The organism is Fundicoccus culcitae (assembly GCF_024661895.1).
Lineage (GTDB): Bacteria > Bacillota > Bacilli > Lactobacillales > Aerococcaceae > Fundicoccus_A > Fundicoccus_A culcitae.
This window is the reverse complement of the sequence record NZ_CP102453.1, coordinates 1,685,803-1,709,257: the sequence shown is the minus strand read 5'-3', so window position 1 is coordinate 1,709,257 and position 23,455 is coordinate 1,685,803. Positions and strand designations below refer to the sequence as shown.

The following is a 23,455-nucleotide window of genomic DNA, read 5'->3' as shown; positions in this document are numbered from 1 at the left end:
CAGTCATAAATGGGGATATTGATTAAAAAACATCCGGAGGCATGCGGCCTACGGATGTTTTGGATTATTGATCTTTTTTGGTGTCTTTACTAACGGTTTCGATGGCCCAAGTGTAGTTGACCAGTTGGAACTCCCCGCGTTGGGGTTGTTGTAATTCTTTTTTGAATTTATTTTTGACGAAGTCAAGCAAGGATTGATGAAAGTCCACGAGAAGTTGCTGGGAATCGGTTGTGTACATAATCTTAGCGGATTTACTTTTAGGATCCATGTAGAAATAGCGAGCTTTAACGGTTTCACCCGATTTTTCTTTCGAGAAAATTCCATCTGTTAACAATTTGACCAGTTCGACTTCGTAATCATTGAAGTGTTGGTCAAAAATTTGGATTTTTTCCAGTAGCTCGGCCCCACTTAAGACAATGCGTAAATGATAATTATCTAAAGAAACAGGTTGTCTATTTTTCAAATCATCCAAAATTTCTAACGTTTGTTCTTTATTGTTAACATAACCTGGGGCTAAGTAGATTAAGAGCCGTTGATCCGGGTCATGGTATAACATTTGAAAGTTAATCACACGTTGCGCGCCACATTGTTCACATTCATACAAAAAGGTTTTGCCTTCTAAGAGTTCTTGTTTTAAATGAGGGTGCGTTTTAGCATTAATCGCAGCATTGACTTGGCGTGTGGATTGATGGTTACATACGGGACAGGTTAAATTTACGGTTTGTGTCATAAAATATCTCCTCCTTGTGGGATGAGGCAAACGAAAGGCTGGTATTTGCAGATAAAAAAGTGCCACATCAATGTTAGTATAACAAAAATATGCAAAAAAAACGATACTCATAGGGGCATTATAAATCGAATATGTTATACTAGTCATGTAAACGCATTGAACGGAGGTGGCTGATGAAAACGATTGTTATTTATGGATCAACTTATGGGTCGACAGAAAAATATGCCAAAGAAATTGGACTGCAATTAAATTGCTCAGCTGTCGATAGTAAAGAAGTTAAGACGGAGTCAATTGATGACTATGCGACAGTTATTCTGGGAGCCTGTATTTTAGAAGCACAAATCATAGAAGCAGCCCTATATCAGCATTGGATTGAAAGCTATCCAGATAAAAATTGGATTTTATTTACGGTTGGTTTATCAAACCCTGCCTTAACTGATTTTAATCGTCTGTTGCGATCTAATTTTAAGGCAGATATTTTAGATAAGGTTAGATTTTATCATTTTCGAGGTTCCATTGCGCATAAACGCTTAAGTCTAATGGATACGCTATCCAAAGATGCGATTAGTCAGCATTCTTCAGTTGATTTTGTTAATTTAAAACAAGAAGAAATTGATTTATTGGAACGGTATGGTACGACACTTGATGTGCATGATGAACAAACCATCACCCCCCTGATCAATTATGTGAAACAATTACAGCAATCGGACGAGACATAAGGAGGTAGACATGATTAATCCAAAAGAAGTTGTTGGTCGTAAAGCGGCAGACTATATTGAAGATGGTATGGTTGTAGGTCTAGGAACAGGCTCTACGGCTTATTGGTTTATTGATGAGCTTGGCCTACGTTTTCAAGCAGGTACATTAGCCAATATTGTCGGCGTAGCCACTTCAAAACAATCAGAAGATCAAGCACGTAAATTAGGCATTCCCGTCGTCGATATTGATGAAGTGAACCATATCGATGTCTTAGTTGATGGTGCCGATGAATGTACCACCGAATTTTCTGGGATCAAAGGTGGCGGTGGGGCTTTATTAATGGAGAAAATTGTGGCTCAACACAGCCGAACAATCATTTGGATTGTTACCCAAGAAAAAATCGTGGATACCTTAGGGGCTTTTCCCTTGCCGGTAGAAATTGTAAAATATGGCAGTTGGAAGCTATTCCGCCAATTTGATCAAGCAGGGATGCATCCAACCTTTCGAAAAAAAGGGGTTGATTCGATCTTTATTACGGATCAAGGTAATTATATTATTGACTTGCATCTTGAAAAGATCCCCAACCCGCAACAAACGGCCTTTGAATTGAAAAATTTAGTGGGCGTGGTGGAGCATGGGTTATTTATTAATTATCCTGACATTATTCTAGCTGTGAATGATGCGGGCGAAATTGTAACATATAAACATTAAATTGATGGTTGATGAGGAGTCCAAGCGATGAGAATGGTAGATTTAATTACAAAAAAACAAAATAATGACGAACTGACCGAAGCGGAAATCCGCTTTATTATTGAGGGCTATACAGATGGTAGCATCCCTGATTATCAAATGAGTGCTTTTGCGATGGCCGTCTATTTTACAGGTATGACCCATGAGGAAGCCGCCTATTTAACGATTGCGATGGCTGAGAGTGGTGATCAGATTGATTTATCCGCTATTGAAGGCATAAAAGTGGATAAACATTCCACCGGTGGTGTGGGAGATACAACCACCTTGGTTCTAGCCCCCTTAGTCGCCAGTTGTGGTGTACCGGTCGCAAAAATGAGTGGCCGCGGATTAGGTCATACTGGTGGCACGATTGATAAATTAGAAGCCATCCCAGGCTTTGAATATGAATTACCGATTGAAGAATTTATTGAATTAGTTAACAAAAATAAAGTGGCCGTCGTTGGGCAAACGGGGAACTTAACTCCAGCCGACAAAAAACTTTATGCCTTGCGCGATGTGACGGGAACGGTCCAATCGACACCTCTCATCGCATCCTCGATTATGAGTAAGAAAATTGCCGCCGGAGCTGATGCAATTGTGCTTGATGTGAAAATAGGGGCCGGTGCCTTTATGAAAACCGTGGAAGAGGCCGAAGAATTAGCCCATCTGATGGTTGAAATTGGCCAGCAGCTAGGCCGCAAAACACTTGCGGTTATTTCAGACATGAATCAACCTTTAGGCTACGCCATCGGCAATGCACTGGAAGTCAAAGAAGCCATCGCAACCTTACAAGGTAAAGGACCGGCTGACCTGACAGAATTGTGTCTGGTCCTAGGGGCGCAAATGCTATTGGCAGCTCAAGCGGTTGATAATCTTGAAGAAGGCCGCCAACTATTACAAAGTAAGATCGATAACGGTGAAGGCTTAGCCAAATTCCGACAAATGATTGAAGCCCAACACGGGGATGCCTCTGTCATCGACCACCCCGAAAAACTGGCTCAAGCCCAATACCAAATTCCGTTTGAAGCTCCTGAAAGCGGCGTTTTAGCCAATTGGGTAGCTAACCAAGTCGGTGAAGCCGCTATGATGTTGGGCGCAGGACGCGAAACCCTTGAAGATACCATCGACCCAGCGGTTGGGATTGTTTTACACGCAAAAGTTGGCGATAAAGTTGAACAAGGTGATGCCCTGTTAACCATCCACGCTAACCGTCCAAACGTGGATGATGTCATTGAAAAGCTAAACCATGCCTTTGAAATCAAAGACCATGCGCAAGCACCAACCTTAATTCACAAAGTGATTACAGATTAAACAATTAAAAAAGCATGCGATATTTATTTTAAGAAAGCGTGCTTTTTTATTTTGTAGGAGGGACTTACGGATGATAACAATTAACATGTTTTCACAAGCAGAATCGGTCAAAGGGCAAGGCGTTGGGAGTGCCTACATTGAGCTAATCAAAATGCTAAAAAAACATTTCAACCATCTTTTTCAAATAAATATCAACCAATATACACCAAGCGATATTTCGCATTACCATACCGTTAACCCTCAATACTATTTATCGACTTTTCTGAAAGGTCGCCGCGGCAAGACGGTCGGTTACGTCCATTTTTTACCCGAAACGCTGGAAGGGAGTTTGAAACTCAATAAAGTCTCCCGCAAAATTGCCGAAAAATACGTCCTTGCTTTTTATCGCCGTATGGACCAGCTGGTGGTGGTTAACCCCGTTTTTGGCAAAGAACTTGAGAAATATAACTTCCCCGCCGAAAAAATCACCTACATCCCAAACTTTGTCTCAAAAGAACAATTCTTCCCAATAAATACCGCTGAAAAAGTTGCCTTTCGGCAACAAACGGGGATAGCGGAAGAGGCTTTCGTCGTTATGGGCGCTGGCCAAATTCAAAAACGTAAAGGTGTCGACGATTTCTTCCAACTCGCCTATGACAATCCCGATATTCAATTTATTTGGGTGGGTGGTTTTTCGTTTGGGCGCATGACGGACGGCTACGAGAAATATACCAAAGTTTATAACAATCCTCCCGCCAATTTAAAGTTTACGGGCATTGTTGACCGCGATGAGATGAATAAATACTACAATATCGCCGATGTGTTCTTACTGCCGTCTTACAATGAGTTGTTCCCTATGAGTATCTTAGAAGCCTTTTCTTGCGGAACCCCTGTTATGGTGCGTGACTTAGAATTGTATCGGGCTATTATTGATGGTTATTACTTAAATGCCAAAGACCGTAGCGAGATGGAATCCATCTTGCGCGACCTGAAAGCCAATCCGCAGCTGTTGGAGCCTTACCAAGCAAAATCGTTAGCTGCCTCCGATTATTACTCCGAAGAAAATGTCGCCCAAATGTGGCGCGAATTTTATGAGGGCTTGCTGGAGTAGGACGTGTGGGAGGCTGACGCTGGCTTTGCTAATTTTTGTACGGAAATTATGGTGTGCGAGCCAAAGTCATCCGAATGCCGGACGTCGATTGAGCGGGAAATCCGGCAAGTTGGTTTGGCGGACGTCGTTGAGAAATGAAATCCGGCAAGTAGGAAGAGTTGAGGGAAACAGGCGAAATGCCGGACGTCGATTGAGCGGGAAATCCGGCAAGTTGGTTTGGCGGACGTCGTTGAGAAATGAAATCCGGCAAATTGGAAGAGCTGAGGGAAAAAAGTGAAATGCCGGACGTCGATTGAGCGGGAAATCCGGCAAGTTGGTTTGGCGGACGTCGTTGAGAAATGAAATCCGGCAAGTAGGAAGAGTTGAGGGAAACAAGCGAAAAGCCGGACGTCGATTGAGCGGGAAAGCCGGCAAGTTGGTTTGGCGGACGTCGTTGGGAAATGAAATCCGGCAAGTAGGAAGAGTTGAGGGAAACAAGCGAAATGCCGGACGTCGATTGAGCGGGAAAGCCGGCAAGTTGGTTTGGCGGACGTCGTTGAGAAATGAAATCCGGCAAATTGGAAGAGCTGAGGGAAAAAAGTGAAATGCCGGACGTCGATTGGGCGGGAAAGCCGGCAAGTAGGAAGAGTTGAGGGAAACAAGCGAAATGCCGGACGTCGATTGAGCGGGAAATCCGGCAAGTTGGTTTGGCGGACGTCGTTGGGAAATGAAATCCGGCAAGTAGGAAGAGTTGAGGGAAAAAAGTGAAATGCCGGACGTCGATTGAGTGGGAAATCCGGCAAGTTGGTTTGGCGGACGTCGTTGGGAAATGAGATCCGGCAATTTGGATGAGTTGAGGAAAACAAGCGAAATGCCGGACGTCGATTGAGCGGGAAATCCGGCAAGTTGGTTTGGCGGACGTCGTTGGGAAATGAGATCCGGCAATTTGGATGAGTTGAGGAAAACAAGCGAAATGCCGGACGTCGATTGAGCGGGAAATCCGGCAAGTAGGATGATTTGAGGGAAACCAGCGAAATGCCGGACGTCGATTGTAAGCGGGAAACGGATTACCGTAAAACAGACTACAATTAAGGCTATTTGCTCATGACATCAGGTGTTTGATGAACCCATTAGCTTTATTCGACTACCTTTCACTTCCCGATTACAACGATGAGGTTATTGTTTGTGATAGATTAACGCTATAAAAGGTTGATTTTCTTCGATGAATCAGCATAATTCAATATTTTTTTAGAAATCTCTAGTTTAAAATGCTTAATCTGGCCACTGCTATTTGAGCAATGGCCAGATTAAGCATTTGTCTAATAATAATTGTGAATTTCTTCTATAGGTGGGCTATTATAGGCTGACGGTCAACGGTCACTTGTCACATTTGCTAACTAAGTGGAACAAACTCGCCCAGAATATTCCACATAACTGACTAAGTGGAACAAACGCACTCGGAATATTCCACATAACCGATTAAGTGGAACAAACTCCCTCAGAATATTCCACTTAACATAAGCGGGAAATATATCGCCGTAAAACAGACGACAATTAAAGCTATTTATACATTAAATCAGGTGTTTGATGACCGATTAGCTTTATTCGACTGCCTTTCGCTGCCCACTTACGTCGATTGAGCGAAAAAGCCGGCAGCTCGTAGCCTGAGCTACCCCCATCCCTTACCTCCTCATCACAACCAACCCATAACAACCAACCCACAACAACAAACCCCTAAAAATAAGCCAGACGACTCAATGGAACCCCCATCAAGCCGTCTGGCGTTTTTCACGATTATTATTTTACCTGACTGCGACGTGCCAATCCACTCGCATCAATACCTCGCAACTGTGCCCACTCTAAAAGACTACCGGATAGAATCATATCTTTAGTTTGTAAAGCAGCCACGGTAGGCGCTTCGAGCATTAACATCATCTGCTTTAAGGTATCGCGCCATTGGTAAACCATCTCAACCGTTGCATCAATGCCTAAATCATCAACACTCGCTAAAAATTTACCTGATAAACCAACCGCCGACGCACCTAAAGCCAAAGCCTTCAAGATATCAAATGGTTGTCGAATCCCACCTGAGGCTAAGAGGGTCACAGTACCATCCCCTAATATAGCCTGTGCTTCCAACAGAGACTCTGGTGTTGTTTGGCCCCAACCAGCTAAGGCACTAAAATCCAAGGACGGATTACGATCATTTTCAATGCGGACGAAGTTGGTGCCACCACGTCCACTAATGTCAATGGTTTGAACGCCTAACGACTTCAAAAACAGCATGGTTTCGCGACTCATTCCAAAACCAACTTCCTTAACGATAACCGGGACACCTACATGAGCCACAATGGCTTGAATATTATCAGCCCAATTTGAAAAGTCGCGATCACCTTCAGGCATGACAATTTCTTGCGGGACATTTAAATGGATTTGTAGCGCATCTGCTTGCAACAAATCAACGGCGCGTTTAGCATTTTCTAAGGAATGGTGTGCCCCTAAATTGGCCATAACAAAACCATGCGGATTAACCTCACGGATAATCCGAAACGTATCACTTAAGGAAGGATCTTTTAGGGCTGCACTCACCGAACCAGATGCCATGGCTAAGCCCGTTTCAGCCGCAACCATCCCTAATTTTTCATTAAATTGTTTGGTGAATTTAGATCCACCCGTCATGCCATTGATGTAAAACGGCATCACATGACTGTGACCAGCCCAATGACTCGTGATATTTACTTGATCTAAAGACATTAGACTAAATGAATGATGCACAAAGCGGATGTCATCAAAAGGGGCAGCTTTGGCCTCTTTTTGTTGACCGAGCGCTAATTTGACATGATCATCTTTGCGTTGTTGGTTTAATTGTGAAGCATCTAAAGACATAGCAGAATAAAACTCCTTTAAACTAGCGATATTTAGTTAAATTGTTTGGGGGCTACATGTAAATTCAGCGGAATAATCCCGACACGACGCCATTCATCCAATAATTGAGTCGTTTTTTGATTGCTTTCGCCGACGGCAATGCCGCAGTCGCCACCGCCGGCACCACTGGATTTGGCCTCGAACTGATAAGCTTGCGACAGTTGAATGAATTGTTTTAATTTATCGGTTTCAATTTCAATATTGAAATGGGAACTCAATTTTAATAATAAATGCCGATAATTTGCCATTTCTTCTTGAATTTGCATAATATCAGCTTTTTCAAAAGCCGTACGCATGTTATTAACGCAAAGCTTACTTTTTTCTAAAAAATAGCGATAATTTGCATCTTTTTCAGGTAAACGTTGTGTCAATTGTTGAACCAAATTTTGCGTTGAAGCGGCTGACTGCGTCCAACCAATTAATAAGGTCATTCGCTTGTTGATGTCAAGATAGCGCACTTCTAACAAAGGCCATTCTTTTTCTAATAAATCCATCAGCGACACCTGATTGTCCAACTCCGCGGCCAACCACTTACGATCAAAGGATTGATAAAAAACCCAACCTCCAAAACTAATGGCTGCGACATCGCCCATACTACCATTGGAACCTGCTCGAATCAAGGCGATGGCAGCTAACTTAAACAAGCTAAGGGGAGACTTCACTTCAATCCCATAAAAAGCCAACAACGATTTGATGGTCGCAATGGTCACAGCAGCACTAGAACCTAAGCCATATTTAGAACCATCCTCAGCAACTAAATCGGAATAGTATTGAATATGATAATCTTGAAGGGGGCGACCTAGCTCTTGCATCAGCTCTTCTACAACACGAATAGCCTCAAAAACATACTGCCACTGCTCCAGAACTAAGGTACGTGTCTTTTCGTCCATCAGATTTTCATGATAATAGCTATCTAAACCGTCCATGCCATTTAATGAAAAATGGACTTTATCCGCTTCACGCCGATATAACAAAGGTAACAAATCTTGCAAAGACGTTTGTAAAGAGCCACTGTATGGCGTACGTGATAAGGAAATTTGGCAAGTTAAATATTGATTAACTGAAAACAAAATGGCGGTATTTCCAGGTTCTAAAATGGCATACTCGCCGACAAAATATAATTTTCCAGGTACTTTTTGTGTGGTTGGCTGAAAGGTTAACTTAGGATTTAAGTTAAATAAATCAGCCATATTTGCATTAAACTTCACTTAAAATCCTCCTTATGCCTTTAACTCAATCGGTGCACTACCGGGCTTAGCTACAATTAATTGATCCGCTTTAAAATCGTGTTTAAAACGCGCTATAATTTGATCCATTTCACTTAAACGACCAATCACTTTCACATTAGGACCAGCATCCATCGTCACATAACAAGCAATCCCTTGTTCACGCAACTCCTTGACAATCGCCATCGCCACCAGTGAGTCCGGTTCAAAATAAGTAAAGCTAGGGTTAGAAGCCAAAATACTAGCATGCATTTTCATCGCATTATGTTCGGCAATTTCACCCACAGTTTCAAAATCATGCGCTTCAATCGCTGGAATTATGGCAGCCAAATCTTTCTCTACTTCACTAGGCCACATCGCATAAAACGGCGATGTATCACGGGTGTGCGCCATCCCCACGCGACTAGAGATTTTCTTTTGTTGTTGATTAATAATCACCACCAACATCCCAATATCCCACTCAGCATCATCAATCGCTTCAGCATAGGAAGACTGTGAATCCTCGCCTTCACCCTTATGCCATACAACAAAACCACCAAACAAACTCCGTGTTGCACTACCAGACCCTTGACGCGCATAAATCGATAAAGCACGATTATCTAAGCCTAAACCAAGCGCTCCATTACAAGCCGATGCCAAAGCCGCAAAAGCCGACGCCGACGAAGCCAAACCCGCGGCCGTTGGCACATGGTTAATACTCGTTACCGTCACTGGCATGTTCATACCTGCCGTTTCCCGAAACAAATCAACAAACTGACTCACCTTTTGCGTCAGTTCAACCCCTTGTTGAACCCCATCCAAAATAAATACATCTGCTTTAGCGTTGGGCTTAAATTCAACCGTTGTATCGGTATAAAAAGCATCTAAAGTTAAGGATAAACTTGATGTTAATGGTAAAAAAAGATCCTCATGGCGTTTTCCCCAATATTTAATAAGGGCAATATTGGTAAAAGCACGATATGAGGATTTAAATAAAGAGTTCATATATATTTTTCACTCCTAATGTAATGGGATATACCAAGATTGAATGGCGCCAGCTTCTTGCATCGCATGGGCAATCGCAATCGCATCCCCTTTAGTCTCAGCTAAGGCAATGACACAACCGCCTAAGCCACCCCCCGTTAATTTAGCGCCTAGCGCTCCAGCTTGCCAAGCAGCATTTACAATAATGTCTAAGCGTTCATTTGAAACGCCTAATTGATTTAAATAATAATGGTTATAAGTCATTAAACGACCCAAACTTTGAACATCCCCCGCATTAATGGCATCAAAGGCTTGCGTCACAAATTGTCCAATGGCAGTCAAAATACTTTCACTAAATTCAGGATTCTCTTGACGACGCTTCATGACTTTTTGGACCGCTAATTTGGTTTGCCCCGCCTGCCCACTATCAGCCACAACTAAATAAGCCTCTAATTTTAAAGCGAAAGCTAAAGCTGGCTTACTCTTGCGATATATATAAGGCTGGTTACTGCTAGCCAGTAGCGTATCCAAACCACTAGTCGATTCATGCGCAATCACTTCAGCTTGATTGGCAATAAATTGCAGTTGATTGTCATCTAATGGTTGATCAAACAAATCATAAATCGCACGAATAACCGAAACAGCCACAGCAGCCGAAGATCCCATACCACGCTCTTGTGGTATAGTACTTTCAATCTGGGTATGAATAGCGATATTTATTTTGAGGGATTGTAAACTTAATTCGATGGCACGAACGATATTGTTTAAAGAAGCAGGTGCTTGTGAAATCGGACCGTTGAAATACATACAGTCAATGGTAGAACCCTTTTCTTGAGTAAATGTCGCCTTCGTATGGACTTGCACACCATTGAAAGGAAGCGCGATGGCTGGATAATCATAAACAACTGCATGTTCACCCATCAAGATAATTTTGCTATGAGCATACCCATGACCAACAGCAACCACCACTTCATTTTGTTGAGCGGTTAATTCAACTTTAGGTTCCTGTTCTAATAAATATTCCTCAAGCTCGTCCACTTAATCATCCTCCCATTCAGAAAACTCCATGACTTCATTCCTTCCTATTTTACCGATTAATATGGAAAAGTGGGGGACTAATCCTATAATTTTAATATTTTTTAATACATTTGAGACCGGGCTAAAGAAATAATAAAATATACATTTAATCCTAAGGATATGCTAAAATAGACCAATAAGTGAATTCCTTCGAAAAATAGAAGCAAAGGAGACCAGAATGGATTCAAACACCTTTATCCGCTATAGTCGTGATGAATGGAAAGAATTTCATCAAGATGCACCTGAAATTGAACCTATCGAACGCTTAGCCGAGTTGGTATCATTAAATGACCGCTTATCTCAAGAAGATGTGCGTGCTATTTATGGTCCCATGTTACATTATATCGACCTCTTAATTCAACAAGCCATGACATCTCAAAAACAAAAACAAAACTTTTTTGGCGAAAAACGCCATAAAGTACCGTTCATTATTGGAATTTCAGGCAGTGTAGCGGTCGGAAAAAGTACCACCGCCCGGGTGTTGCACCAATTACTTGAACGGTTGTATCCAAATAAAACTATTGAACTGATGACAACAGATGGTTTTTTATATCCCACAGCCGAACTTAAAAAACGCAAGATTTTGCATCGTAAAGGATTTCCAGAATCATACGATATGCAACGTCTATTAGATTTTATGATTCAATTAAAAACGACGGATGAACCGGCGGAATTTCCTGTCTATTCCCATGAAATTTACGATATTGTTCCTGGAGAAGTCCAAGTTATGCACAATCCAGACATCGTGATCATTGAAGGGATAAACGTACTCCAATTACCAGAAAATCAGAATATTTATGTTAGCCAATTTTTTGATTTTTCTATTTATGTGGATGCTCACTATAAAAAAATCCGTCAATGGTTCTTTGAACGCTTCCAAGTGTTGATGGATAATGCGGCGGATGACCCAGATAACTATTATTATCAATTTAGAGATTGGACCGAAGAAGAACGTAATAATTATGGAGACGAAGTTTGGTATACCATTAACCATTTAAATCTATTACAATATATATTACCAACCCGTGAACGGGCTGATTTGATTATCCATAAAACCGATAATCATTTTATCGATGAAATATATATTCGTAAATATTAATACTAAGGAGTGACCTGCTTGACAACAAGTTTATATGAAGTAGAAAAGGTAATTGTACTGGACTTTGGTAGCCAGTACAACCAATTAATTACCCGTCGTATTCGCGAGTTTGGCGTGTTTAGTGAACTGTTACCCAACGATACGACAGCTGCAGAACTGACAGCATTAGGTAACGTTAAAGGAATTATTTTATCAGGCGGTCCCCACAGTGTATATGCTGATGATGCTTTTACAGTTGATCCTGCTATTTTTGATTTAGGTGTGCCCATTTTAGGGATTTGTTATGGCATGCAGTTAACCACCAAATTATTGGGTGGTAAAGTAGAAAAAGCAGCCAAACGTGAATATGGGACTGCAACTATTCATGTTAACCAAACGAACAGTGGTCTATTTGAAGGTTTGAGTGAAACAGAACAAGTTTTAATGAGCCATGGTGATTTGATTACCCAAATACCAGAAGGCTTTAGCGTCACCGCCAGCAACGAACAATGCCCCGTGGCTGCCTTTGAAAATACTGACCGTCAAATTTATGGGGTCCAATTCCATCCTGAAGTACGCCATACCTTAAACGGCAACCAAATGTTACGCAACTTCGCCTTTAATATTTGCCAAATGACGGGCGATTGGACCATGGACAACTTTATTGATATCCAAATCAATAACATCCGTGAAAAAGTCGGTGATCGTAAAGTATTACTTGGTTTATCCGGAGGTGTCGATTCTTCCGTTGTGGGTGTGCTATTACAAAAAGCCATCGGTGATCAACTGATTTGTATTTTCGTTGACCACGGTCTATTGCGTAAAAACGAAGGCGACTCGGTAATGGAAGCTCTTGAAACCTTCGGACTAAATATCATCCGTGTCAATGCCAAAGACCGCTTCTTTAGTAAATTAGCTGGCATCACTGACCCAGAAGAAAAACGTAAAATAATCGGCAATGAATTTATTTATGTGTTTGACGATGAGGCAGCCAAACTCGAAGGGATTGATTTCCTCGCTCAAGGCACGTTATATACGGATATCATTGAATCAGGTACCAAAACCGCTCAAACGATTAAATCCCACCACAATGTCGGTGGGTTACCGGAAGATATGTCCTTTGAATTGATTGAACCATTAAATACTTTATTTAAAGACGAAGTACGTGCCGTAGGAACGGCTTTAAATATGCCTGATTCCATCGTATGGCGCCAACCTTTCCCTGGACCAGGTTTAGGTATCCGTGTCTTAGGCGAAGTCACCGATGAAAAAGTAGAAATCGTCCGCGAATCGGATGCGATTTTACGCGAAGAAATTGCTAAAAACGGTCTTGAACGTGATGTGTGGCAATACTTTACAGTATTACCGAATGTCCGCAGTGTTGGCGTGATGGGTGACGGTCGTACCTATGACCACATGGTAGGTATTCGTGCAGTAACCTCCATTGATGGAATGACCAGTGAGTTCGCACGGATTGACTGGGAAGTCTTGCAAAAAATCTCAACACGTATTGTGAATGAAGTCCCTCATGTTAATCGCGTGGTGTATGACATCACGGGGAAACCACCTGGAACGATAGAGTGGGAATAAGTTAAAAACCTTCCTAAACATTGATATAATAGCGTTTATAATTTCAGCGGTCCTATTTTGGTCCTAAATTATCTAATAAATTTGCAATCTCTTTTTGTTTAGTTGGATACATGTGACTATAAATGTTTAATGTTGTGTCAATATTCTTATGTCCTAGTCTTTGCTGTAAGGCTTTGATGTTTATCTCGTTGTTAATTAAAACGGATGCGTGAGAATGTCTTAATTCATGCACAGTGATTTTTTTAACACCAGCATTTATAACTGCTTTGTTAAGTCTATCATTCAAATAGTATTTATTTAGTTGGCTAAACAATCGCATATGAGGAATGTAACCATATAGGCTATTGATGTATTCATTGATTAATGGAACTAACAATTTAGGAAACGTAACAACTCGATTAGACGAACGGGTCTTAGTTGATGTTGTTGCGTTTTTTCTTTGTCTTCTAACCCAGTTCGAGTTAATTGTGAGCAGCTGATTATCTAAATCAAAGTTATCTATAGTTAAAGCTAATAACTCGCTTTCCTTGATGCCAGTGAAAAATAGTATGCTATAAGCGGTTATGTACTCTACGTTATCAAATGTATTAATTGCTAGTTTAAACTCTTTATTAATCCAGTAATTTCGTTCCTCAGCATGTTTTTCACCAATGCTTCCTGTGCGATGGCTAGGATTGTTAGGTAACAATAATAAAGCACAGCATGGTAAAACATTTGCGAAACGATTTCAAAAAAGTAAGTGACCATATTAAGAATGCACTAGGTGAATTTAAATCAGATCGTGTCATAGCACTTAGGGACTTGCTGAAAGCTGACTTTGACAATAATATTGCTTCAAAGGCATCAATATCTGACTTTTTAGTGGTTCAACGGCTAACCAATTATACTTAGGTATTGGCCACAAAACAAGCTACTGGAAACCGTATAAATATTCACTAAAGAAGCCAGCTCAGTATAGAAACGAGAAGTTAGGTAACGAGGGGGTTGCTGAGATGTATGCAGCTGCTTTTAGAGGTGGCAAGGTTTGAGAAGCGGCCTCCTGAGAGTTATAATAAATTTGAGGAACTCATGGAAAATCTTACTAAAGGTGGTGGTTAAAATGGATGAACTAAAGTTATGGATTGATAGGTATGTGGAAGAATTTAACGAGCCATTTCCAGTGTATGAATTATCTGGCATGCCAGAAGCCAAAATGATTGCATTGATTAAAGAAGCTATAGACAAAAACACGCCCATTGAATTTGAACATGAAGAAGATAAGTTGTATTAGCACTTGACCGTAATAAGCGGTTAGGTGCTATTTTTGTACTAAAAATTAAGGAGGTAATATAAATGGTAGACCCTATTAGGAATAAGTTAAAGCTAGTTTTTTACTCAATGATGCGAATATTAATGAGAGCCTAAATTATTCGTTAGACAATAGTAATTCCTCAATTGATCTTCCAATAAATTTATCTATTTCATAATTATGATTGAGAAATAAAAAACTTAAATATCCCGTTATTAACACATTCGTGTGCAAATGTCGTAACTTTAAAAATGTACATAAACCATCATCGTATAAACCAGTAGTTTATACACTAATAACTTTTATGAGATTCAATATCAACTCTATAAAGACTATAATATAAGCAGAAAGGAAAATCTAAGAGGGATTCGTATCCATTTATGAGGCGTAAAAATGAAACCTTGTTACTTAGCTGGTTTAAAATGACATAGATTGAATCGCGTAGAGCACCATTATTTATTGATGAAAAGGAGCAAAAAATGAATAGACCAAAAATCATTACACATATGCATATTGCTATTGACGGGAAAATAAATGGTCCTCATCTACAAACAGAGGAAAGTCATAAATCACAACGAGAATACTATAATTTGTTTTTAGGCGAAAATGCTTATTACAATCAACATAAAGGTTGGTTATGTGGAACTGAAACATCTGCTATTATTACCGGCTATAAAAAACCGGAATTAGATGAGACGGTCACCGAAGTTCCCGAAGGGGATTTTATTGCGGTTGATGATGCAGCTATGTACTATTTTACCTTAGATGGATTAGGGCGCTTAGGCTGGGAGAAGAACACCTTTAAATACTTTGAGACAGAAGCGCATGTAGTTGAGCTTATCACTGAGAAAACGAGCGCCCCATTCAAAGATATGCTTCGTCGTAAAAATATCTCTTATATTATTGCAGGGGAAGAGCGGGTTGATTTGGCGGTTGCTTTAGAAAAAATCAAAGCATACTTTGATATGCCGGAATTAATGGTAAATGGTGGTGGTGGAATTAACTGGTCATTCATGACAGAGGGCTTAGTGGATGAAGTGAGTTTAGTTATTACACCTATCGCGGATGGGGATGCTAATTCACAACCTTTATTTGCCTATAATGAAAAGTACAATAAACCGACACCTGTTGCATTCAATCTTGAAGCTTCCCAAGTACTCGATGATGGAAGTGTTTGGCTTCGTTACCAAGTGAAAAAATAATCAGAAATTTATAGAATGAACCATCGCAAACAAAGGGGGTATCACAGCATGCATAAACATTATTACACAGACAAAGATAAGCCTCATTTAGTAGTTATGTTCCATGGATACAGCCAAAATGAAAGATATTTTGATAACTTAGTCACTTATTTACCCCAAGAAAATATCACTTACGTATCCCTTCAGGCTCCATTTTCAACTAGCCAACATTCTCATTATTGGTTTCCTTTAATTGATTCACCAAATTTTACAATGGAAAAAGTTATTGAAGTTTCTGAAGAGCTAATTGATTGGTTACAGCAGCAAAAGAATTCGTATCAACGTATCATTTTATTAGGTTTTTCGCAAGGTACTGAAATAATCTCAACGATACTAAGACATCGTCCAGATTTAATAGATGGTATGATTATGTTATCGGGGATTATTATTGATCGTTCACATGCCTATTTTAACGATGAGCTAGTCTTAACTGAAAAAATATCAGTTTTCGATGGCAAGGATCCAAATGATTTTATCTTACCTAGGTCCCTTGTTTCTTATACTAATCAATGGTTGAAGAAGTATACGGATGTTACGATTAAACAATATCAGGGAATGGGTCACCAAATTTCAGATGACGAAGCGCGTGATGTGGCATATTTCCTCAAAGAGATAACAGGACAAACAGAAAAGGTGTGACTTACCAATGAAAAACATTCTAATTTTAGGAGCTGGCGGACAGATTCCGCGGTTTCTAATGCCACTTTTACAAGAACAAATGGATTTGAATATAACCTTGTTTGGTCGAAATGCAGAAAGATTGCCTTATGAAAATGTGGTGAAAATTTCGGGTGATGCAAGTAATCCGTCAGACTTAGAACCAGCTATAAAAGGGCAAGATGTTGTTTATATGAATTTTGATAGTAAGTCTGTTACACAGGTGGTTGTTGATGTGATGAACAAAACAGGGGTCAAGCGGATTTTACAAGCTGGCGTCTTAAGTGTTTATGGGGAAGTGGCTGAACCTTTTGCCAGCTGGAATAGTCGGATGATGGGCGGATCAGTGGCACGGAATCGAGGTAACGAAGTGCTAGAAGCGAGTGATTTAGATTATACCTATATGCGTATGACCTGGCTTTACAATGGAAAAAGAGACGATTATGTGGCGAGTCCAAAGGGCGAACCCTTTTTAGGGGCTCAAATAACACGACAAGCTATTGCGCAATATATTTTGGATAACATAATTGGCAAGCGGAATGATGTGAAAGAAAGCATTGGCTTATGGGAGCCAGGATCTGAGTACAAAGCAAAACCGGATTTTTATTAATACATACAGCAACTTGTTGATAGGCAACAAACTAAACTGATTATCACAGATATTTATTTGGGTAGTCGGTTTTTTTTGTGTATAAAATACTTGAAAAGTAAGTGAAGCAGAATGAACTTTATTCTCTAGAGAAATAAAATTGCAACGCCCTTTAAAAAGTGTTATATTTAGTACGAATAAAAGTACAACAGAGGTGTTTTAAATGGAAAAGATACATAAAATACATGGATCACTGTCGTCTATATCGGAGGTTAAGAAAGCACCAATGAAGTTTTTTTCAATTTCTAAGGAAACAAAAGCCCCTGTATATGTTTTGAACAATAATAAAGAAGTTGGCGTTATCCTTGATATAGATGAATACAATAAAATGACAGCTTTTATCGAAGAAGCCCATCAAATCCTTGATTATACTGCCGAAGCTATCTTTCAAGAAAAAACAAAATATCGTTTGGATAATGATACAGGTAAACGATACTCAATGGAGGAAGTGGTCGGTAAAGATTGGGACGAGGAATTACATCTCATCGTAGATGAATGGGAATAATAAACGATATGTTTAAATTAGAATGGTTTGAAGAGGCCAAAAAAGATTATGATAAACTCGAAGGCTCTCAGAAAATACAAGTGAATAAAGGACTACAAAAAATTAGTGAACGCGGCATGTCGGCTGGAAAACGATTAGAGAAAAGGGAAGTCGATTTATCTATGTGTCGCGAAATCAAGTTAAAGCGATTAGGACTGAGAATTATTTTTAGGGAGAGTTCTAAGGGAATTGAAATTATCGAAATTATCGTTGTCGGAAAGCGATCAGATAATGAGGTGTTTAGAATAGCGAAGGAGCGCTTAAGGTGATATTAATGCATAAATAGGTAATACCCGATCAACCAACTATGACAAATTATTTGTGATAGTTGGTTTTAACTTTTTGGGTTTATAAGGTATTCTAAAACATTAAAAATAACATAAATCAGTTTTCTGAAAGCACCAAAAAGCCTGTTGTTGCAATGACTTGTTTTAGACAGAAAGGTATTTTGTGGCTGTCTATTGAAAGCGTTAGCATAACGTACTATATTTACCTTAAAAGCACGAAAGGAGTGATATTAATGACAAATAGTATAAAGATTTATCAAGCAAACTGGCCAAGTGCCGAAATTGAAAAAGATCCCCTGAAGTTTTTTGAGATGTCTAAAGAGATGGATGAACCTATTTATGTGGTGAATAATGACGAGAGAATTGGGGTAATGCTCGATATCAATGTATATCATCGGAGTGTTACCCTCATACAAGGTGCCAATGAGTACTTAGCCAGATCAAGAAGTGATATACAAATGGCAGAACTTGAACGCCAAATAGAAGCCTATGATCGCGAAAAAGATGAGAGTTCTTTACGGAACGAGGCACTGAGTGGCGAATATTATCATGAATGGGAAGAAGAGTATTATGACTATGATTATGAGTATTAGTGAATAACACAAAGAGGACAAACAAGCACTTAAACCATTCATGGAATGATTTATATGCTTGTTTTCATTAGCTACCGTTTTCTAATTAACAAACGTCGTGTGTCTAACCTTCCACTGTTCCAATTTGATACCCACCCAAAAACTATAAATACCAAGCGTAATAATGATTAACAAAATCCATTTGATGTATTGCCCAAAAAGCGAAGAGCCAGTCCCGTGAAACCTTAACCGTCTACCCTCAATGACCGTATGATCTATTTTCCATCGATAAATGACACACATAACCCAAGGCGTTGCAATCCCCAGCGTGAGAACTGAAATAATGGCACCGCCAATTATAATCGCTACATACTCAAGCAAACCTCCATCAAAATCACTCGTATACATAAAAAGCCTCCTAACAAATAATTTCCTAATAAATACCACATTTTATTACACTCATTATATAAATGTCTGCGACATTAAGCAATGGAATATTAACAAACGATTAGAATTAAAAAAGATCGAGTAATCACATTTTACATTTACACATTCCTTACCCCAAATTTACATAAAATCAACATATATCTCCTATACTAAATGTAGCAAGTCTGTATAAAAATAAACTATATTAGGAGTGTAAGATGAAATCATTAAAGAAACTTGTTTTGACGTCATTACTAGCTTCAACCCTGTTAACGGGTCTAGAGTTCCAACCGATAGCCTATGCACAAGATACAGCAACCGCTACGATTACCGAAGAAACGTTAAAAGCCAATGAAGACCGCGCCAATGATCCAGCGTTTTCAGAAGATGCTATCACTGAAAATGATGGGGTAGAAGTTGATGAAGAAAGGAACATCCTTTCAGTCACTATCGGTGGCGAAACAGCTGAGGTAACCGCAGAAAATCCAGCTGTCCCAGAAGCACCGGTAAACAACAATCCTAACCGCATTTCTACCAACTTAACGGATGATCCATCCACTTCTATGCATTTCCAATGGCATACCACCGAAGTAGATGAAAATGCCAGCCTGTATATTTGGGAAGACGGTCAAAATATAGGTGATGCCGTTAAAGTGACGCCTGAAATTAATGAAATTGATGATGCCTACTACATCCAACAAACAGAAGAGGGTCACTATGTGTATGCGATTGTTTGGGATGAAGAAGAAGACGAACCGATGACAGACGATGATGATCCATGGTTTGCAGTAGAAAATCCTGACCAAGTCGTAGGCTACTTCACAGATGAAGCATTTACTGAAAGTAATTTATTATGGTTGGATAAAGGGTTTGATAACTATTCATTGGCTTTACCTTACCCGGCATTTACAGAAACAGCCTATAAAGCAACTGCCACTGAATTAAAACCTGGGACCGTTTATCATTATGCCGTAGGGAATACTGAAACCTTAATATCCCCAACCGCTACATTTACAACCGCTGCCCAAGGTCAAGAAGACTTTACCTTCATTCACTATACCGACACACAAAATGCCTTTTCTTCAGAAAACCAACGATCAGAAGCGGATTATTCTAAGTCAACCCTTGAATCAGCTGTCGCTAATCCTGAAGCCGCTAATGCACGTTTCGCCATCCATACCGGTGACGTGGTTAACGACGACTGGAATGACACTGAGTGGAACTTAACGCTTAATGCGCTGGCACCAATCAATGAAGCCATGCCACATTTATTTGTTACAGGAAACCATGACAACAACAACTTCCTAACCCACATCAACACTAACAATGAAGTGGAAGGCATGGAATCAGGTGTAGCTTACTCTACCCGCTACAACAACGTTCAATTCATCGTATTAAATACGGAACAATTCAACGAATCCGATGAAGAAGTACCACCAACCATTTTAGAAAATCAAATGACTTGGTTCAAAGAAGAATTACAAGCTGCTAACGATGCTAAAGCCAATGGCGAAATCGACTGGATTATCGTGAACTATCACCGCCCAATGTTCTCATCTTCCTACCACGCATTAGAAGACGAAGAAGTTCAAGTAGGCCGTGATGAATTAATGTCAGTTTTAGATGAATACGACGTGGATGCTGTCTTTAACGGACACGACCATAACTTGACGGTTACGCACGCCTTAAAACACAATGCCGACGCTTTTGGTAACGCAGAAGTTGCGACAGCCGGTGAAACAGATGGCGACACAACAACCTTTACAAGTCCAGAAGGGACCGTCTTCTTCGTACCAAATACAGCAGGTACTAAGACTTACGATACCATTTATAAACTACAATCCTTTGACTGGATTCTTGAAGAAGAAGATATTGATGTGACCTATGATGAATTATTCGGACATGAATTGACTGAAGAAGATATTCAAAACTTCCGTGAATTATTGTTGACCGAAGAACAACCCTTCCGTTCATCATTCTATTCCGATGGCCATTCAAACGCCCGTGAATCAAACATCCAACACTACTCAATCGTTGATGTCACCGCAGATTCACTAACCTATGAAGTTTACGAAGTTGTCGGTGAAGACCTAGTTAACCGCGAAACCAACCTCGTACACACTTACGTTATCACAAAATAAAACACAAAAAGAGCCCGTAAAAAGTTTACGAGGCTCTTTTTTTATAATAAATATCACTGCTAAGCTAATAAGCTCGCGAGTTTATTACCAAATTCCGTCCAAGCATAAGTAGCCCCAGCAATCGCACCAGGTGTTGCTTTGGTTTCTTCACTAAAGCCTGTTTGTTCAAAATGTAATTGCGTACCTTCAGCCACTTTAGTCAAAGTCCAAGTAATCGTAGTGGTTTCGCCAGCACTTGCCCATGTGTATGCCAATTGGTTGGGTTCATCGACAACCAACACTTCGCCCGTGACGATTCCATCCCAATACTCATTGGGTTCCGATTGGAATCTAAATTGATACCCTTCCTCGGCTTTAAAATTATTATCCCAAATCCATTGAGCTAACATATCTGAATCAGTCAAGGCATTCCAAACCTCTGCAACCGTACTCGAATAGGTAAAATCTAATATAACATCTGCTGTCATTTTCTGTTCCTCCAATAAAATCTGTAATCGACTGAGGCGATCCATCCAAAACTTCTCATAGAATGATACCCAGTCTTGAATTTCCTTGAGTGGCTTAGCATTCAAACGATAACGCGTTTCCCTACCGACTTTGCGACTATCCACAAGACCTGCTTCCTTCAAAATAGCCAAGTGTTTTGATACAGCTGTACGTCCCATATCAAACCGACTTGTCAACTCATACAAAGGCAGTTCATCCACCTCGGCTAATAAATCAAGCAACTGACGACGTGTTGGATCAGCAACAGCCGCATAAACATCCTTTTCATCCGTCATTGCGTCACCCCCCCCTAAAACAATAAGACACCAATAGGTGTCCTATATAAATGTATTATACGCCACCAAATGGTGTCCTGTCAATTCAAAACTTTCTCCATCACATAATCTTTTTGCGGATCATCCCCCATATAAAAGGTATGCTCACCGACAATGACATAGCCCATCCGCTCATAAAAGCGTAACGCAGACTGATTGTGTTCCCATACGCCTAACCAAATTTTACTTTTGCCGTTTTCGCGGGCAATTTCCTCCGCCTTCTCAATTAAGGTTCGACCAAAGCCTTTGCCTTTCGTTTCCTTTAACAAATAAATCCGCTCAACTTCTAAGGAAGTCTCACCCATAGCTTCCGACTGAGCCGCACCGATATTTATTTTGATAAAACCGACCGGGTGATGGTCGTCCATGAAAAAATAAAAAACCGATTCAGGATTTTGTAATTCTGCCGTCAACTTCTCTACGGTCAAATTAGCCGCCAAATAATTATTCAAATCTTCCTCGGTATTATGCTCAGCAAACGTCTCAATAAATGTCGTCCGACTCAACGCCACCAATGTTTCAACCTGCGCAACATCCACCTTTTTCAACATAAAAAACCCCTCCACCAAACTAAATATCCCTATAAATATGCTATAATTATAGCAAAATAACAAGTATTTTTAAGGAGCAAAATAATGGAAGCGTTTAAAACAATTTTATTAACAATTGACGAAACGATGGCACAATTGACAATCAACCAACCGGAGTCACTCAATGTTTTAAGCCAAGCCATGATGGCCGAACTTTCAGAAGCGATTGAAATACTAGAAAACACATCTGGAGTGCGCATTTTAATTATTAAAGGAGCTGGACAAAAGGCATTTGTAGCAGGGGCGAATATCAAAGAAATGCGCGACTTTACACCGGAAGAGGCATATGAGTTTTCTGTGGATGGCAATGATGTGTTTGCGAGATTAGCTGGATTGCCAATTGTGAGTATAGCAGCAGTTAACGGTTATGCTTTTGGTGGAGGATTTGAATTGGCTCAAGCAGCGGATTTGAGGATTGCATCGAGTAATGCCGTTGTGGGGCATCCAGAAACGGGATTAGGCATTATTCCAGCTTATGGTGGCACACAACGTTTGAGTCGACTTGTAGGGATAGCAAAAGCCAAAGAACTAATATTTACTGGAAGGCAAATTAAGGCAGAGGAAGGCTTGGCTATGGGGTTGTTTAATAAAGTGGTTGCAGCTGAAGCGTTGGATGATGCGGTGATGGAAATGGCACAAGCGGTTATCAAGAATGCGCCTAATTCAGTGGCGAGTGCCAAGATTGCGATTGATCAAGGTTTTGATATGAAGTTGGCCCAAGGGCTGGAGTTGGAGGCTCGTTTGTTTGGGAAGCAGTATGAGAGTGCGAATCAGAAGATTGGGATGGGGGGGTTTTTGGAGAAAAGAGAAGCTAATTTTTTGAGTTAAATAAAGTTAAACAC

The 23,455-nt window shown here is 40.2% G+C and carries 26 protein-coding genes; 15 read left to right on the top strand and 11 right to left on the bottom strand.

What is annotated here, in order from left to right:
* Nucleotides 1-64: 64 nt before the first annotated feature.
* Nucleotides 65-730 carry a CpXC domain-containing protein gene (locus tag NRE15_RS07640; RefSeq protein ID WP_313792299.1) on the bottom strand — a complete coding sequence of 222 codons (666 nt, stop codon included), beginning with the start codon at nucleotides 728-730 and terminating at the stop codon, nucleotides 65-67.
* Between the two features lie 173 nt (nucleotides 731-903).
* On the opposite strand from NRE15_RS07640, the gene NRE15_RS07635 reads away from it, so the two are divergent.
* From NRE15_RS07635 to NRE15_RS07620, 4 genes are all read left to right on the top strand, one after another.
* Nucleotides 904-1,449: a flavodoxin domain-containing protein gene (locus NRE15_RS07635; RefSeq protein WP_313792298.1), complete on the top strand. Its 546-nt coding sequence runs from the start codon at nucleotides 904-906 to the stop codon at nucleotides 1,447-1,449.
* Between the two features lie 13 nt (nucleotides 1,450-1,462).
* Complete coding sequence (gene rpiA, locus NRE15_RS07630) at nucleotides 1,463-2,140, top strand: ribose-5-phosphate isomerase RpiA (RefSeq protein WP_313794967.1); 678 nt, start codon at nucleotides 1,463-1,465, stop codon at nucleotides 2,138-2,140.
* A gap of 27 nt (nucleotides 2,141-2,167) precedes the next feature.
* Nucleotides 2,168-3,469, top strand: coding sequence for a pyrimidine-nucleoside phosphorylase (locus NRE15_RS07625; RefSeq protein ID WP_313792297.1), 1,302 nt, complete (start codon nucleotides 2,168-2,170; stop codon nucleotides 3,467-3,469).
* 70 nt (nucleotides 3,470-3,539) lie between these two features.
* Nucleotides 3,540-4,559 (top strand): glycosyltransferase family 4 protein, encoded by a 1,020-nt coding sequence (locus NRE15_RS07620; RefSeq protein ID WP_313792296.1) that lies wholly within the window; start codon nucleotides 3,540-3,542, stop codon nucleotides 4,557-4,559.
* Between the two features lie 66 nt (nucleotides 4,560-4,625).
* Here NRE15_RS07620 and NRE15_RS07615 read toward each other — a convergent pair whose 3' ends face one another.
* From NRE15_RS07615 to mvk, 6 genes are all read right to left on the bottom strand, one after another.
* Nucleotides 4,626-5,483 carry a hypothetical protein gene (locus NRE15_RS07615; protein ID WP_313792295.1) on the bottom strand — a complete coding sequence of 286 codons (858 nt, stop codon included), beginning with the start codon at nucleotides 5,481-5,483 and terminating at the stop codon, nucleotides 4,626-4,628.
* A gap of 615 nt (nucleotides 5,484-6,098) precedes the next feature.
* The gene (locus tag NRE15_RS07610) at nucleotides 6,099-6,260 is read right to left on the bottom strand and encodes a hypothetical protein (protein WP_313792294.1); all 162 of its coding nucleotides are present in this window, start codon (nucleotides 6,258-6,260) and stop codon (nucleotides 6,099-6,101) included.
* 75 nt (nucleotides 6,261-6,335) lie between these two features.
* Nucleotides 6,336-7,424: a type 2 isopentenyl-diphosphate Delta-isomerase gene (fni, locus tag NRE15_RS07605; RefSeq protein WP_313792293.1), complete on the bottom strand. Its 1,089-nt coding sequence runs from the start codon at nucleotides 7,422-7,424 to the stop codon at nucleotides 6,336-6,338.
* Nucleotides 7,425-7,456: 32 nt separating this feature from the next.
* Entirely contained in the window at nucleotides 7,457-8,671 is a 1,215-nt protein-coding gene (locus NRE15_RS07600) for a phosphomevalonate kinase (protein WP_313792291.1), read from the bottom strand.
* Nucleotides 8,672-8,683: 12 nt separating this feature from the next.
* Entirely contained in the window at nucleotides 8,684-9,673 is a 990-nt protein-coding gene (mvaD, locus tag NRE15_RS07595; RefSeq protein ID WP_313792290.1) for a diphosphomevalonate decarboxylase, read from the bottom strand.
* A 15-nt stretch (nucleotides 9,674-9,688) separates the two neighbouring features.
* Nucleotides 9,689-10,690, bottom strand: coding sequence for a mevalonate kinase (gene mvk / locus NRE15_RS07590; protein WP_313792289.1), 1,002 nt, complete (start codon nucleotides 10,688-10,690; stop codon nucleotides 9,689-9,691).
* 217 nt (nucleotides 10,691-10,907) lie between these two features.
* Between mvk and coaA the strand changes: the two genes are divergently transcribed.
* Nucleotides 10,908-11,828, top strand: a complete 921-nt coding sequence (gene coaA, locus NRE15_RS07585) for a type I pantothenate kinase (protein WP_313792288.1) — start codon at nucleotides 10,908-10,910, stop codon at nucleotides 11,826-11,828.
* Between the two features lie 9 nt (nucleotides 11,829-11,837).
* A complete protein-coding gene (gene guaA, locus NRE15_RS07580) occupies nucleotides 11,838-13,397 on the top strand; it encodes a glutamine-hydrolyzing GMP synthase (protein WP_313792287.1) in 1,560 nt (519 codons plus the stop codon).
* A gap of 52 nt (nucleotides 13,398-13,449) precedes the next feature.
* Here guaA and NRE15_RS07575 read toward each other — a convergent pair whose 3' ends face one another.
* The gene (locus tag NRE15_RS07575) at nucleotides 13,450-14,085 is read right to left on the bottom strand and encodes a site-specific integrase (protein WP_313792286.1); all 636 of its coding nucleotides are present in this window, start codon (nucleotides 14,083-14,085) and stop codon (nucleotides 13,450-13,452) included.
* A gap of 411 nt (nucleotides 14,086-14,496) precedes the next feature.
* Here NRE15_RS07575 and NRE15_RS07570 point away from each other — a divergent pair, with 411 nt between their 5' ends.
* The 7 genes from NRE15_RS07570 to NRE15_RS07540 all read left to right on the top strand — a co-directional run bounded on the left by NRE15_RS07570 (nucleotide 14,497) and on the right by NRE15_RS07540 (nucleotide 18,656).
* Nucleotides 14,497-14,667 (top strand): hypothetical protein, encoded by a 171-nt coding sequence (locus tag NRE15_RS07570; protein ID WP_313792285.1) that lies wholly within the window; start codon nucleotides 14,497-14,499, stop codon nucleotides 14,665-14,667.
* Between the two features lie 497 nt (nucleotides 14,668-15,164).
* Nucleotides 15,165-15,887, top strand: a complete 723-nt coding sequence (locus NRE15_RS07565; protein ID WP_313792284.1) for a dihydrofolate reductase family protein — start codon at nucleotides 15,165-15,167, stop codon at nucleotides 15,885-15,887.
* A gap of 48 nt (nucleotides 15,888-15,935) precedes the next feature.
* Nucleotides 15,936-16,565: an alpha/beta hydrolase gene (locus NRE15_RS07560; RefSeq protein ID WP_313792283.1), complete on the top strand. Its 630-nt coding sequence runs from the start codon at nucleotides 15,936-15,938 to the stop codon at nucleotides 16,563-16,565.
* Between the two features lie 7 nt (nucleotides 16,566-16,572).
* Nucleotides 16,573-17,193, top strand: a complete 621-nt coding sequence (locus NRE15_RS07555) for an NAD(P)H-binding protein (RefSeq protein WP_313792282.1) — start codon at nucleotides 16,573-16,575, stop codon at nucleotides 17,191-17,193.
* Nucleotides 17,194-17,395: 202 nt separating this feature from the next.
* Complete coding sequence (locus NRE15_RS07550; RefSeq protein WP_313792281.1) at nucleotides 17,396-17,737, top strand: type II toxin-antitoxin system Phd/YefM family antitoxin; 342 nt, start codon at nucleotides 17,396-17,398, stop codon at nucleotides 17,735-17,737.
* An 8-nt stretch (nucleotides 17,738-17,745) separates the two neighbouring features.
* Nucleotides 17,746-18,045: an addiction module toxin RelE gene (locus NRE15_RS07545; RefSeq protein WP_313792280.1), complete on the top strand. Its 300-nt coding sequence runs from the start codon at nucleotides 17,746-17,748 to the stop codon at nucleotides 18,043-18,045.
* 251 nt (nucleotides 18,046-18,296) lie between these two features.
* On the top strand, nucleotides 18,297-18,656 hold the full coding sequence (locus NRE15_RS07540) for a hypothetical protein (protein WP_313792279.1): 360 nt from the start codon (nucleotides 18,297-18,299) through the stop codon (nucleotides 18,654-18,656).
* Nucleotides 18,657-18,737: 81 nt separating this feature from the next.
* On the opposite strand, the gene NRE15_RS07535 is transcribed toward NRE15_RS07540, so the two are convergent.
* On the bottom strand, nucleotides 18,738-19,043 hold the full coding sequence (locus NRE15_RS07535) for a DUF898 family protein (protein WP_313792278.1): 306 nt from the start codon (nucleotides 19,041-19,043) through the stop codon (nucleotides 18,738-18,740).
* Nucleotides 19,044-19,279: 236 nt separating this feature from the next.
* Between NRE15_RS07535 and NRE15_RS07530 the strand changes: the two genes are divergently transcribed.
* Nucleotides 19,280-21,202 (top strand): purple acid phosphatase family protein, encoded by a 1,923-nt coding sequence (locus NRE15_RS07530; protein ID WP_313792277.1) that lies wholly within the window; start codon nucleotides 19,280-19,282, stop codon nucleotides 21,200-21,202.
* A gap of 59 nt (nucleotides 21,203-21,261) precedes the next feature.
* On the opposite strand, the gene NRE15_RS07525 is transcribed toward NRE15_RS07530, so the two are convergent.
* Together NRE15_RS07525 and NRE15_RS07520 are read right to left on the bottom strand one after the other, a co-directional pair.
* A complete protein-coding gene (locus NRE15_RS07525; protein WP_313792276.1) occupies nucleotides 21,262-21,984 on the bottom strand; it encodes a metalloregulator ArsR/SmtB family transcription factor in 723 nt (240 codons plus the stop codon).
* An 80-nt stretch (nucleotides 21,985-22,064) separates the two neighbouring features.
* On the bottom strand, nucleotides 22,065-22,574 hold the full coding sequence (locus NRE15_RS07520; RefSeq protein ID WP_313792275.1) for a GNAT family N-acetyltransferase: 510 nt from the start codon (nucleotides 22,572-22,574) through the stop codon (nucleotides 22,065-22,067).
* Between the two features lie 84 nt (nucleotides 22,575-22,658).
* On the opposite strand from NRE15_RS07520, the gene NRE15_RS07515 reads away from it, so the two are divergent.
* Nucleotides 22,659-23,441 (top strand): enoyl-CoA hydratase/isomerase family protein, encoded by a 783-nt coding sequence (locus NRE15_RS07515; protein WP_313792274.1) that lies wholly within the window; start codon nucleotides 22,659-22,661, stop codon nucleotides 23,439-23,441.
* The last annotated feature ends 14 nt before the right edge of the window (nucleotides 23,442-23,455 follow it).

What these genes read in the sequence shown, in the direction of transcription:
- NRE15_RS07640 (WP_313792299.1), bottom strand. Translation starts at nt 730, where the DNA reads ATGACACAAACCGTAAATTTAACCTGTCCCGTATGTAACCATCAATCC.
- NRE15_RS07635 (WP_313792298.1), top strand. Translation starts at nt 904, where the DNA reads ATGAAAACGATTGTTATTTATGGATCAACTTATGGGTCGACAGAAAAA.
- NRE15_RS07625 (WP_313792297.1), top strand. Translation starts at nt 2,168, where the DNA reads ATGAGAATGGTAGATTTAATTACAAAAAAACAAAATAATGACGAACTG.
- NRE15_RS07620 (WP_313792296.1), top strand. Translation starts at nt 3,540, where the DNA reads ATGATAACAATTAACATGTTTTCACAAGCAGAATCGGTCAAAGGGCAA.
- fni (WP_313792293.1), bottom strand. Translation starts at nt 7,424, where the DNA reads ATGTCTTTAGATGCTTCACAATTAAACCAACAACGCAAAGATGATCAT.
- mvaD (WP_313792290.1), bottom strand. Translation starts at nt 9,673, where the DNA reads ATGAACTCTTTATTTAAATCCTCATATCGTGCTTTTACCAATATTGCC.
- coaA (WP_313792288.1), top strand. Translation starts at nt 10,908, where the DNA reads ATGGATTCAAACACCTTTATCCGCTATAGTCGTGATGAATGGAAAGAA.
- NRE15_RS07570 (WP_313792285.1), top strand. Translation starts at nt 14,497, where the DNA reads ATGGATGAACTAAAGTTATGGATTGATAGGTATGTGGAAGAATTTAAC.
- NRE15_RS07565 (WP_313792284.1), top strand. Translation starts at nt 15,165, where the DNA reads ATGAATAGACCAAAAATCATTACACATATGCATATTGCTATTGACGGG.
- NRE15_RS07560 (WP_313792283.1), top strand. Translation starts at nt 15,936, where the DNA reads ATGCATAAACATTATTACACAGACAAAGATAAGCCTCATTTAGTAGTT.
- NRE15_RS07555 (WP_313792282.1), top strand. Translation starts at nt 16,573, where the DNA reads ATGAAAAACATTCTAATTTTAGGAGCTGGCGGACAGATTCCGCGGTTT.
- NRE15_RS07550 (WP_313792281.1), top strand. Translation starts at nt 17,396, where the DNA reads ATGGAAAAGATACATAAAATACATGGATCACTGTCGTCTATATCGGAG.
- NRE15_RS07545 (WP_313792280.1), top strand. Translation starts at nt 17,746, where the DNA reads ATGTTTAAATTAGAATGGTTTGAAGAGGCCAAAAAAGATTATGATAAA.
- NRE15_RS07540 (WP_313792279.1), top strand. Translation starts at nt 18,297, where the DNA reads ATGACAAATAGTATAAAGATTTATCAAGCAAACTGGCCAAGTGCCGAA.
- NRE15_RS07535 (WP_313792278.1), bottom strand. Translation starts at nt 19,043, where the DNA reads ATGTATACGAGTGATTTTGATGGAGGTTTGCTTGAGTATGTAGCGATT.
- NRE15_RS07530 (WP_313792277.1), top strand. Translation starts at nt 19,280, where the DNA reads ATGAAATCATTAAAGAAACTTGTTTTGACGTCATTACTAGCTTCAACC.
- NRE15_RS07525 (WP_313792276.1), bottom strand. Translation starts at nt 21,984, where the DNA reads ATGACGGATGAAAAGGATGTTTATGCGGCTGTTGCTGATCCAACACGT.
- NRE15_RS07520 (WP_313792275.1), bottom strand. Translation starts at nt 22,574, where the DNA reads ATGTTGAAAAAGGTGGATGTTGCGCAGGTTGAAACATTGGTGGCGTTG.
- NRE15_RS07515 (WP_313792274.1), top strand. Translation starts at nt 22,659, where the DNA reads ATGGAAGCGTTTAAAACAATTTTATTAACAATTGACGAAACGATGGCA.